This is a genomic window from Sphingobacterium detergens, assembly GCF_003610355.1.
Classification (GTDB): Bacteria; Bacteroidota; Bacteroidia; order Sphingobacteriales; family Sphingobacteriaceae; genus Sphingobacterium; species Sphingobacterium detergens.
In genome coordinates, this window is the sequence record NZ_RAPY01000006.1 from 360,010 (window position 1) to 373,335 (window position 13,326).

6 protein-coding genes are annotated in these 13,326 nt (G+C 40.2%); all 6 read right to left on the minus strand.

What is annotated here, in order from left to right:
- Positions 1 to 27 precede the first annotated feature (27 nt).
- Positions 28 to 2,430, minus strand: coding sequence for an ABC transporter permease (locus DFQ12_RS24215; RefSeq protein WP_120261618.1), 2,403 nt, complete (start codon positions 2,428 to 2,430; stop codon positions 28 to 30).
- Positions 2,431 to 2,487: 57 nt separating this feature from the next.
- Positions 2,488 to 4,959 (minus strand): ABC transporter permease, encoded by a 2,472-nt coding sequence (locus tag DFQ12_RS24220; RefSeq protein ID WP_120261619.1) that lies wholly within the window; start codon positions 4,957 to 4,959, stop codon positions 2,488 to 2,490.
- A 40-nt stretch (positions 4,960 to 4,999) separates the two neighbouring features.
- Positions 5,000 to 7,417, minus strand: coding sequence for an ABC transporter permease (locus tag DFQ12_RS24225; protein ID WP_120261620.1), 2,418 nt, complete (start codon positions 7,415 to 7,417; stop codon positions 5,000 to 5,002).
- Between the two features lie 216 nt (positions 7,418 to 7,633).
- Entirely contained in the window at positions 7,634 to 10,039 is a 2,406-nt protein-coding gene (locus DFQ12_RS24230; RefSeq protein ID WP_120261621.1) for an ABC transporter permease, read from the minus strand.
- 41 nt (positions 10,040 to 10,080) lie between these two features.
- Entirely contained in the window at positions 10,081 to 12,498 is a 2,418-nt protein-coding gene (locus DFQ12_RS24235) for an ABC transporter permease (RefSeq protein WP_120261622.1), read from the minus strand.
- A 103-nt stretch (positions 12,499 to 12,601) separates the two neighbouring features.
- Complete coding sequence (locus tag DFQ12_RS24240; protein WP_104385115.1) at positions 12,602 to 13,285, minus strand: ABC transporter ATP-binding protein; 684 nt, start codon at positions 13,283 to 13,285, stop codon at positions 12,602 to 12,604.
- Positions 13,286 to 13,326 lie beyond the last annotated feature (41 nt).

Below are 13,326 nucleotides of genomic sequence, written 5' to 3' on the forward strand. Positions count from 1 at the left end.
TTTAAATTGATTCAACCAGATGAAGATCTATTCGTCCCTTAGACTATTTACCGGATTCAATAGCGCGGCTTTAAATGTCTGGAATCCTATTGTGATAAATGCCACCAGTGTGACCGATACGATCGCAATCAGGTAAGCCCACCATGGCATCTCAATATGATACACAAAATCATTTAACCAATGGCTAAAGAGATAATAAGCGATTGGTCCGGCAATAAGAAATGCAAGAAGGATCAGTTTGATATAATTTGATGATAATAAATGAATAATACCCGGAACACTAGCTCCCAAGACTTTGCGGATACCGATTTCTTTGCTTCGGGCTTCGGTGGTATAGGCTGCTAATCCCAACAGACCGAGACAGGCAATAAAAAGAGTAAGAAATGAAAACATACTCATGACATTGGATGACCGGATTTCATTTTCATATTGGTCTTGCACATGTTGATCTAAAAAGGAAATATCGAATGCAGCTTCTGGAGCAACAGTCGTATAGATCTTCTTTATTTGTTCGATATATCCTTGAACATCTGTTGTTTTATAACGGATCAATAAGTTGCGTGGTGATTCTGAGGGATCATTCATAGTGTAATAGCTGTAACCCCCGATTTCAGATTTAAGGTTTGCATAATTAAAATCCTGGACGACACCGGTGATGATCGAGTTGGTCGGGCTCATCTCGGTGACGATATGTTTTCCAATCGCTTCCTGTGGGGATTTATACCCTAAGTATTTCAGTACTTTCTCGTTGATCAACATATAACAGGTGGAATCTGGACGTCCCCAAATGTCGGGTAAATCTGTTCCGGCAAGCAATTTTAATCCAAGTGTATTTACTGTCTTTCCATAAGTGACACAACTTAGTGTTGGTAATCCCTGTTTATCTGTGCTGAGTTTATAGGTTGTTTTTCCGCTTTCATTGCTTCCTGGTACAGACTGTGCGAATGTGGTGGACAGCGTATGTGATAAGCTTTGGACCTGCTGATTGAGCGTGTTGAGTTTTTCCTGACTCCGGAAAGAACGGATAGGGATAGAGACCACATGTTCAGGTTGATACCCGAGGTCTTTATTTCGGATATAATTCATCTGGGTGAGCATCACACTAATGCCGATGATCAATATAATCGAAATGGTAAATTGGCATATCACCAATATTTGTCTGATCAGAACTGTTTTCCCTTGTTTGTTATAACCTTTATTCATCAATGCGATCGATTTGATTTTCGATAAGAATAAGGCTGGGTAGCTGCCCGCGACAAACGTAATTATAAACCAGGATAGCGCCAATATCCCTAGCATATCCCAGTTTAGAAGTTGTCTGATGGTAATATTTGTACTGCCGATGGAATTAAATAGCGGGATCAAAATAATGGCCAGAACCACGCCGATTGTCATCGCAAATAGGCTAATCGTTGCGGTTTCGACAAAAAAGCGGACAATGAGCTGGCCTCGGGTAGCTCCAAGTACCTTATTTACACCCACCTCTTTAGCATTCTTTTGTGATTTTGCCGTGGCCAGGTTCATGTAATTGATACAGGCAATCGCGATGACAAGAAAAGCAAGAACGGATAGCGTTCGAATGGTGTCAATGTTTCCTATACGTTTGGTAACTCCCTTTCCGAGACTTGATGAGTAGAGATGAACCTTTAATAGTGGTTGCAAGAAAAATTCGGTAAAATATCGGGTGTCTTTTTCTACGTATTTGTCAATCAGCTTTGTTGCTTCTCGCGCAACAGCAGCTGGTTCGGATCCTTTTTTTAGTAATATATACGTTTCATAGCTGGCATTACTCCAATAGACATTTTGTCCCATCCAGGAATCCATAATATTCATGACCATATTACAGTCCAGGGTACTATTTGCAGGAAGATCCTTGAATACACCGGTGACCTGTACAGTATCTCTTTGGTTAATGGAAATGAGTTTTCCCAGTGCTTCATTGTTTCCAAAGAATTTTTCCTTTGTTGATTGGGAAAGTACAATACTTTTTTTGTTTAGAAACGCAGTGTGAACATTCCCTTCTATAAATTGGAAATCAAAGATGGAAAATAACGTTGAATCGGCTAGGTACAATTGTTTCTCATTGAAATTTTCCTCTCCGGCACGTATAGAAGCCGTGGCGCCAAAGCCATCTTTTACAAGTCGCACCATATTATCGACCTGAGCAATATCGGATTTCAGTGCGGGCCCCACTGCATTTGGCAGATTGATCATTTTCTCCCGATTGTATTCTGCCGACAGCTGCATGTGCAAACGATAGATATTATCAGCTTTCGAATACATGGTATCAAAACTCAGTTCCTGACGGATAAAAGCAAATAGCAGCAGGGACACACAGATGCCAATCGCTAATCCACTAATATTAAGGATGCTGAAAAATCGGTTGGCCCGGATACTTCGCCAGGCTGTTTTTATGTAGTTCTTGATCATGATCGTATCTATTTGTTTCGTGCTGATATATTAAGTTTGTTCTTGATTGTATACTATTTATTCGTCTCTCAGGCTATCGACCGGGTTTTGAATTGCTGCTTTTATGGCCTGAAAACTAACGGTAAAAACTGCCGCGAATAGCGATAGGCCTGCTCCGAGCAAAAATGGAGTGGTTGAAATATCTATGCGGTAATAAAAGTCTTCCAGCCATTTATTGCTCAGCCACCAGGTCAGCGGTGCTGCTATGAGAATACTGATCAAAATCAGCTGTACAAAATTTTTGGCCAGCAAATGAAAAATGCTGGGAATGCTGGCGCCGAGAACTTTGCGGATTCCGATTTCTTTGCTACGTTGAAAGGCTGCAAGCGTGATAAGTCCAAATAGCCCCAAACAACCAATGAGGATGGCAACGATTGTACTGCAGTTGATCAGTTTGGCCATATTTTGTTCCTTTTGATAGAGGGAGGCAATGGTCTCATCGTAGAATTTGATTTCTGTAGGATATTCCGGGAAGAACCTGGCATATACTTTTTTAATATCTTCAATGGCGGATTTCCACTCACTACTATTACCTGATAATTTCATATTGAAAGTGTAGGATCCGAAGCTAAAACTACGCAATGCTAAAGGTTTGATTTCTGTATAGAAGTTTTGCGCATGGAAATCTTTAATTACACCAACGATAGGGTAGTTGCTCTGTCCTTGACCAATGTATTTGCCTATTGCCTCTTGTGGAGATTTAAACCCAAAAGCTTTGACTGCGGATTCATTAATCACATAAGCATTGGTCGTATCTGACTGGGTAAGATTATTTCCTGCAATTAATTTCAGGTCATAGACCTCAATATAATTGGGATCTGCATCTTTGAAGTAGACGTCGGATGAGACTTTTTCTTTCCCTGAAGGATTTTGAAAATGAAGCCATGAGGAGGAATAGTTATCTGTTAATGGTAGTGAGCCCACTGAAGCAACGGAAACGCCCTTGATTTTTTTGATTTCATTGAGGAAAGTCTGTTTCTTTTGCTGGTCTATATTTTTGTTCCAAAACTTATTGACCAATTTATAAGGCATATCCAATGTAACAACAGCATTTTTATTGAAGCCCATTTCTTTGTTCAATGTATAAGATAGCTGTTGACCGATGATCAGGGCCGATACCGTAAAGAACTGTGCAATAAAAAACTGAAAGACAATAAGGGTTTTACGCAAGTTGATCTGAGTCTTTCCAATCTGGAATTGTTTTCCGGCCCGAAATAGATTGACAGGTTGCACCTTTTTGATTAACCAAGCCGGATAAGCTGCAGCTATACCCGTTGTTACTGCAAGCAGGATAGCGATAAATAAGCTAGATGAGCCAGAACTGGTAAAACTCTGCACTTTATCGGGAATCATTTCCTGAAAATAGTGGAAAGCTAGTTTGGTCAATAGGACCGAAAATAAGAGCGCAATAAAAATGGTTATCAGGGATTCGAAAATAATTTGAAGAACCAAACTCCCCTGACTGCTACCTAATGTCTTGCGGACTCCAATATCCTTGCTGCGTGCTGGGAGTTGTGCGGTACTGAGATTGACGTAATTAATGCAGGCAAGAGCCATTAAGAAAATAGCAACTGCTACCAGCCCATAAATCAGTGTTTTGCTTGTCTTTTCACCTTTCCAATCTTGTACATGTGCCGCAAAATGAGATTCTTTGAGCGGCATCACTTCTATTTGACACTTATATTCGTTTTCGGCTTTCTGCGCTTCTTGAAACGCGATCCAATTTTTCTTGCCTATTTTTGCTATGGCTGCTTGGATATCGGTATTTTTTACACCATCTTCCAAGCGGATATATAGACGGTTTGTACCACTGACATTTGTCCAAACATAGAGCGGGTATGTTTCATCTTTAACCAGAGCGAACTCGGTGCCATCAAATTCACTGTTAAACGGTAGGTCGGCGATTACTCCAGAAATGGTTTTTGGAATCGTATCGTTATAGAAAATGGTTTTGCCGATCAACTGGTCTACTGGTTGGTTAGGGAAATAAAGCGCTGCCCGTTTTTGAGTCAATACCAAATTATCCGGTGTAGCGAATGCCTTCTCCTGCGAACCTGCGAGCCATTTATAGCCAACGAGTTTAAAATAGTCTGGGGTCGTTTCAGTAACATTTCCGGCGGCATCGGCAAAATCTTCAATCAATTTCTGATCAGCAGTGCCTTTGTTGATGGTAACAGCGGATATGGAATAATCTCGAAATACCGGTGCCACCAGTTCGACTCCTGGAATTTCTTTCTTTATGGCCTGATGAAATGGCTTCGCAATACCTGGATTATAAGTCGCTTTTCCCTCATTACCAAATTTAGATATTAAACGATAACTACGCTCCAATTGTGGAATACCCTCCTCGAAACTGTATTCATAATTAACAATTTTGAATATCATCCAACAGGAGGTAATGCCGATAGACAATCCGACAATATTCAGTAGTGTGAACAATTTATTTTTCAAAAGCTGGCGAACAGCCGATTTCAATATAAGCGTATTCATTGTTAATTATTTTATGATGATCATAAAGGTTCTATCTTATTTATTCATCTCTCAGACTATCTACTGGATTGGCTTTAGCGGCTTTAAACGTTTGGAAGCTAACGGTAACCAAGGCAATTAGAACAGCTGAAAATCCGGCAAAAGCAAACATCCACCATTTTGGCTCAATATGGTAAGCAAAATTATCCAGCCACTTGTTCATTGCTATCCATGATAACGGTGTAGCGATACAGAGCGCAATGACTAATAGTCTGATAAAATCGGAAGAAAGCAGCAGCACTAAATTGTATATAGATGCGCCAAGGACTTTGCGGACCCCGATTTCTTTGGTACGCTGTTGAGCAGTATAGGTCACCAATCCTAGTAAACCCAAGCAGGCAATGAAAAGAGCGAGGCTTGAAAAGGCTGTAAAGAGTCTTCTGAAGTTATAATCGGCTTCGTATTGACGGTTAAAATTATCATCTAAGAAACTATATAGAAAGGGACGGTGAGGGGCGAGTTCGGCCCACAATTTGCCCATTCGGTCAATTGTTTGCTGATTGACATTTTGTAGATTCACGGTCAGATAACGACTGCTACTTGGCTCAAGTCGTAGCGCTAATGGCTCAATTTTGCGATGTAGGGACAGGTAATTGAAATCTTTTACAACGCCGATGACCGTGCCTTCTTTGCCCCACTGTCTAAATTGTTTTCCGATGATATCCTGTGGATTTGAATAGCCCCATAATTTGGCTGCTGATTCATTGATCACAAGTGAATGGGCGCTATCTGCTGGGAAATCGCGTGAGTAAGCTCTTCCTGCTGCCATCTTGATGCCCATATTGGGGATAAAGTCTATATCTACTTCATATAGCGACGGAGCGAAATTGGTCATTTTGCCATCGGTAGACATAATTTCTGTTCCGGCATTTGGAAAAAATGCTCCTGGTACGGTGCGTGAAGCTGTCACCGACTGTACATCTTTATCTTTTGCGAGTGTATTTTTGATTGCCTCTAAGTTATTGTTGACTTTTTCATCGAAATTATAGTCGATGATTAGACGTTGTGCTTTTTGAAATCCAAGGTCTTGCTGTTGCAGTTGATTCAATTGGGAGAATACAATCACCGTACCTGCAATTAATGCAATAGAAAGACAGAATTGAAAGACGACGAGACCCCGACGTAATAATGTCCCACCTTTACTGTTGCTAAACGTCCCCTTCAGAACTTTAATCGGTTTAAAATTTGCCAGGATCAATGCGGGGTAGCTGGCGGCTAATATCCCGGTTATAAGTGTTACTAAAAAGAAAATCGTCCATGTGGTGCCGTTAAGGAGGGTTGAATAACCAAACTGTTTACCTGAAAAAGCTTCCATAAAAGGGAGAAAGGCAATGACCAAAGCGATAGCTAATATACCGCCGATAAATACGAGTACCAGCGATTCAGACATAAACTGTAGAATGAGATTGCTTTTATTGGCGCCAATGGCTTTTCGGACACCGACTTCCTTGGCACGCTCCATGGATCTGGACGTAGCAAGATTCATAAAATTGACGCAGGCAATCAGCAGGATAAATCCGCCGATAATCGCGAAAATGTACAAATTTTGAAAGCTACCCGTTGTTCCCGGTTGGCGATCCGCAGTGGAGTGCATATATGCTTGAAGCATGGGCTCGAGATGGAAACCGTATTTTGAGCTGGCGTTTTCATGTACTTGGATGTGCCGTTTAAGAAAGTCAGGTATCTTCTGATTGAATTTTGTAGGATCAAATTCTTTCGATGTCAAAAAATAGGTATAAAAATCTACATAGTCCCAACCTTCTTTTTCAAATACATCTGGTCGTCCTTTCCGAAAGGTACTCATGGATAGTAAAGCATCGAAGGTAAAATGTGAGTTGGCTGGTACATCTGCCATCACGGCTGTTACGGTATACAGGCCGGCATCTGCACGGCCAGCAGCTAATCCCCCTTCAATGGTTTTGCCGATAGGGTTCTGGTCACCGAAATACTTTTTAGCGGTGCTTTCTGTCAATACTACAGAATATGCATTTTTTAATGCCGTATGTGGATTACCAGCCAAAATTTTCCAGCTGAATACATCGAATGCTGTAGAATCCATGAAAAATACATTTTCTTCCTGGAATCTATTTTCTCCTTGTTTGAGTAGGATGGACGTTTGCCCGGAGAACTGAACGATCTTCTCGATTTCCGGGAAGTCGGCTTTTAGGGCTTCTCCGATCGGGGCATTTCCCCAGATCTGATGTTGTTCTGTGCTGCCGACTTCTTTATAGTCATGTACGACGCGGAAAATACGGTCTTTGTTGACATGATATTTATCGTAGGAAAGTTCATGCTGCACATAAATAACAATTAATAAACAGCAGGCCAAGCCAATGGCGAGGCCTACAATATTTATGGTGGCATAACCTCTATTCTTTAGAATATTGCGCCAGGCTATTTTAATATAATTTTGTATCATGATCGCTGTTTTTTATGAAAGTTTATCGGGGTTATTCTTTCTATCTTTTTCCGAGATATTATAACCTTCCGACATATCATTATTTTATTTATTTGTCTTTTAAACATTTATCGTGATAAATATTGCTCTTACTTCTAATTGAGATGATGTAGGTAGAGATTGCAATGGGCTCACTATTGAGACCCATTACTTTCTCTGATCACTATTGAGCTTCTTTTATTCATCTCTTAAACTATCTACTGGATTTGCACGTGCGGCCCGCAATGATTGAAAACTTAATGTCAAAAATGCTATTCCTATCGTGAGTACCGCAGGTATAAAAAATAACCACCATTGTATCTCAATTTTAAATGTGATATCCTGCAACCATTCGTGTGTGGCCCACCATGCAATTGGTGTTGATACCAAAATTGAAATAATGATCAGTTTGATGTAATCTTTAGACAGTAGACCAATGATGCCCGCAACGGTACTTCCCAATACTTTGCGGATTCCAATTTCTTTTGTGCGTTGTACAGTTGTTATCGTAACTAAACCAACGAGACCAAGGCAGCTCAGCAATAAGGTGATTGCTGTTGCCAGATTGATAATCTTGGACAGTCGTATATCTGTTTCATAAAGAGATTTGATCTCCTGGTCATAAAAGCGATAGCTGAATTTGGCATGTGGATAAATGCTTTTCCATTCCTTTTCGAGGTTCGCTAAAGCAGTCGACCATTTTTTAGAATCATGGTCTAAACGGACATTGATGTGTCCAAGGGGGCCTCTATTGGTTGAAGCCTCCATCACAATAGGGTTTAACTGCTGGTGAAGATCTTTGCTGTGGAAATTAGCTATAACACCTACAATTTTTACATTTTTGTCTCTGGAGATAACAGATTGTCCGATTGCTTCGTCAACACTTTTATATCCCAGTTCGGTCATTGCTTTTTCGTTGATTATAATCCCCGAACTCGTATCGGACATCATTAATTTGCGGCCAGCAAGAAGTTTTATATCATAGAGGTCAATGTAATCCTGATCAACATACTTGTATTGCATGATTCTATTTTTGATTTCCTCTTCGCCATATTTACGGATTCTATTTCCCCAATAACTATTATCCATAGGAAAATGTCCCAAGGAGACACGGGCGATTTCCGGATATTTGGATAAGGCCTGCTTAAATACAAATGGATCTGTTGTTGCTTTATCTGCAGCCCGATTGGGAATTGATACGGTCACAATAGCATCTTTAGTAAATCCCAGATCGCTCTTGAGCATATGTTTGATCTGAATGGTGATCACGAAAGTGCCAATAAGGAAAACCTGAGCGATAATAAACTGAAAAATAATCAGTCCTTTGCGGAGGTATACGCCTTTGTTTGAGTTATTGGATAAACTCTTTATTTTCATGACTTCGATCAATTTTACTTTGTTAATCAATATCGATGGATATATTCCAGCGAAGCATGTGATTAAGACAAGTAACCCAATGATGAATAACAACAAATTGAACTGATCGTCGTAGTTGTTAATGTCCGAAGGGATAAAATCGCTGAACAGTACTTCCATCATTTTTGTAAAAGGCCAGGAAAGCAAGAGGGCGAATAGTGCGACCAAGAAAGTCTCTGTTAAAAAGCTTCGGGTCAAATAGACTTCCCGTTCCCCCAGTGTTTTCCGTATACCGATGGATCGCGCGCGCATAGGCACCATCGCGGTACTTAGATTGATATAATTGATTGCAGCTAATACAAGTAGAAAAGCAGCTATTCCAATAAGTCCATAGAGTACTTTGATATTGCTGTGATTTTGTATAGTTGGGTTAAAATGTAGCTCAGATAATGGTGAAAAACGGGCAGTTTGCTTATAGTTCTCTTTTTTATATTCTTCGCCATTCATCTGCACTAATTTTTGATCGATGGTATTGGCAAGATTTTTAAGATGATCGACAGATTTGACTTTGACGAATAACTGATAATAGTTCATCAGCATCATCCAATTGTTTAGGTTCGGATCCTGATCAGGTATTTTGATAAATTCCTTACCAATAAAAGTACTTGGATAACTTAAGTCTTCTACAATGCCAGATACAGTAAACTGTGTCGTATCATAAGAAATGGTTTTGCCTATAATATCCTGACTTTGCAGTTTTGGGAAATAGGCTTTCGCACGCGATTCGGTAAGAACAACTTCATTTTGGAGCTTGAAAAGCTGATGCGGACTTCCGGCAAGCCATTTGTAGGGGACCATTTTAAAATAGTCGGCTGTCGTTGCAAAAATCTTTTCCTGTCCGGCAAACTCTGTGGGCGTTTCACTTTTGGAAGCTGGTGTTACGATTTCAAAATAACGATTATAATAAGGTACAACCAATTCGACATCTTGCGAGTTCTCTTTCAGGTAATAAGGAAGAGGAAATGGTACTGCGTCAAAATCTCCGTTTTCTTTTTCACTTTGTGTATGTGAGAATACTTTGTATATCTGCTCTTTGTCTGGATGTTGTCGGTCAAAACTAAATTCATAATTGACAATACGAAAGATAAACCAACAGGCGCTTATACCTATGGCAAGTCCCAATACATTCAGAAAAGTAAAAAGACGATGTCGCCAGAGTTGTCTAAAAATCAATTTCATATTACTCATTACAATTCGGTTTTATTGGGTTTATTTTTTTTAATGTCTCTTTATTCATCTCTTAAACTATCTACTGGATTTGCACGGGCAGCACTGACGGATTGATAACTCATGGCTAAAAATGCTACGCCAATAGTTACTATCGCTGGAATAATAAACATCCACCAGCTGAGCTCTATTTTAAAAGCAAAGTCGGTTAGCCATTTATCAATCGCCAACCAGGCAATCGGTGTAGCAATTAGGATCGAGATAACAATTAGTTTGATATAATCTTTTGATAGCAGTAGCACAATTCCACTGACCGTGCTTCCCAAAATTTTTCGGATACCGATCTCTTTTGTCCGTTGATGCGTAGTTAATGTCACTAAGCCGATCAATCCCAAGCAGCTTAATAGAATGGTAATTGAGGTTGATAAATTGATTATTTTATAAAAACGATAGTCTTTCTCATAGAGTTCCTTGATCCTCTCGTCATAAAATTGGTAGGTAAATGGTGCATTTGGATATACGTTTTCCCATTCAGCCTTTATGGATGCAATCGCTTGGTGCCATTTTTTAGGATCTCCATTTAATTTAATATTAATATTCTGCAGCGTGCCCTTGTCAGCTGATATTTGCATAGCAAGGGGCTCTAATGGGGCGTGGAGATTAAAGTTGTGGAAATCGGCCAGTACGCCGACAATTGTCGTTGGACAATCGTTTACAGAAACGGTTTTTCCAACGGTCTCTGTAGGGGATTTAAATCCAAACTTACTAATGGCTTTTTGATTGACCAGTATTCCTGAAGTTGTATCCGAAAGTTTGAGTGCCCGGCCGGCCAGTAGTTTCATTCTAAATACATCCAGGTAATTTTCTTCGATATATTTAAAAGGCATATTGACCATGATCTGACCGGTATCGCTCTGCATAACGATATTATTTCCCCATTGGTCGTTATTCATTGGGAGGTGGCCTAGCGAAACCTGATCAATTTCAGTATATTTTTGGAGAAGCTCCTTCAACAGAAATGGACTTTTACCGGAATCTTCCGCTTTTCTATTTGGTAGTTTGAGTGTAATGACAGCATCATCCTGAAAGCCAACATCGCTGTTTAAAGCATGTTGTAGCTGCAAGCCCATGATCACTGTCAGGACAACAAAAGCCTGAGCGATTACAAATTGAAAGACAATGAGGATCTTTCTGAGCGAAATACCACCAAACGAAATTTTGTCTGCTGCATGGATTTTGATAGCTTCTACGACATGTACCTTATTGATGAGGTAAGCTGGATACAGACTGGAAATTAACGTCAAAAGGGTAATAAGTCCCAATAGAAAGATAAAGACTGGTAGACTATCTGAATAGGCGTTTATATTTTCCGGAAAATATGTGCTAAAGGTAAGTTCAAATATCTTGACCAATGGCCAGGAGAATAACAACCCAAATAGGCAGGTAAAAAAGGTTTCTTTGATAAAGGACAGTGTCAGGCGTCTGGGCTGTTCTCCTAATGTTTTCCGAATACCAATTTCTCGGGCCCGGGCAGGAACACGGGCAGTAGTCAGGTTGATATAATTGATACTTGCCAGTATAAGTAGAAATACGGCTATACCTATAAGTCCGAACAACACCTGCTTGTCACTTCCATTCAAGATGAATTTATTGAAATGCAAGTCCGTCAGTGGTGCTAACTCATAACCAGCCGTTATATTGTGCTGTTTAAATTTCTCGCCAACCATCTCCTGAAACTTCTTGGTTGCTAGTGCAATTACTTGCGAAGGCAGTCCATTTTTAGTTAATTTAACATACACATGGAAATTTGAACTTGAATTCTCCCAATTGTCTGCTTCCTGAGGATTGGGAGTTACACGGATAAATTCTTTGTCGACAAAACTGCTCGGATAGTCTAAGTCTGCAACAACTCCGGTTACTGTAAGAAGCTGATCATCGTATTGTATCGTTTTGCCAAGAAGGGATTTTAAATCTGCATCGGGGAAGTATTGTTTTGCACGGGAGGCCGTCAGGATAACTTCATTGTTGTTTTTGAGTGCGGTATTCGGATTACCAACAATCCATTTGTAGGGAACAAGTTTAAAATAATCCGTGGTGGCTGCAACAATTTTGTCCTGGGCATTGAATTCCAATGTTTCATTGTTGGAACGCTTTACCTTAATGCTTTCAAATGATCGGTTAGCGATAGGTGCAACCAATTCTAATCCGGTCAGGTCTTTTTTTAAATTAGTGCCGAGATAAGTGCCAAGAGGGTAGGGGGTCCCATCAAAGCGATGGATATTTTCACCTTCCTTAAATGCCGAGTAAAGTTTATAAATCTGTTCCTTGTCGGGATGACTCTGGTTAAAACTGAATTCGTAATTGACAATTCGAAATACAATCCAGCTTGCGCTGATCCCGATCGCTAGACCTATGATATTAAGGAAAGTAAATAGACGGTTACGTCCCCATTGTCTCAAAATTAATTTTAACCCTTTCATCGTTTTATACTTTAAACTCGTTTAATAACTCTTGGTCCTTTATAGGTTAGCGTTTTAGATTTTTAATAACATTTCTTGTCCTAAAAATGGGCCACTAGCTTTGCTAGGATCCTAATGATGTCGTTTCCATAATGACCTGACCATCCAGCATACGGATGACGCGATCCGAAAATTTGGCGTCGTGTTCACTGTGGGTTACCATGACGATGGTTGTGCCAGCTTCGTTCAGTTCGGTCAAGAGCTGCATCACTTCGTTACCATTGTTGGAATCCAGATTACCGGTAGGCTCATCGGCAAGAATTAATTTGGGATTATTGACGACAGCACGGGCAACGGCTACACGCTGTTGCTGTCCCCCGGAAAGCTGTTGCGGAAAGTGGTTGCGGCGGTGCATGATCTGTACTTTCTCCAGTACTTCTTCGACACGTTTCTTACGTTCGGCTGCAGGGACATTGGTATAAACTAGAGGAAGTTCCACGTTTTCGAATACCGTCAGTTCATCAATCAGATTAAAACTCTGGAATACGAAACCGATATTGTGCTTACGCAGATCTGAACGGCCGCGTTCCTTAAATTTGGCCACTTCGATCTCGTTGAATAAATAGCTCCCTTCATCCAGATCATCCAATAGTCCGATTATATTCAGTAAAGTTGATTTGCCACAACCAGAAGGGCCCATCACGGCAACAAATTCACCTTCTTTTACGTGAATATTCAAATTGTTCAATGCGACAGTCTCAACTTCTTCCGTGCGGTAATACTTTTGAAGATTGGTTATTTTAATCATATTTTTTGCGCTCATGGTTTTATGTTTTGGGCCCTAGGCAA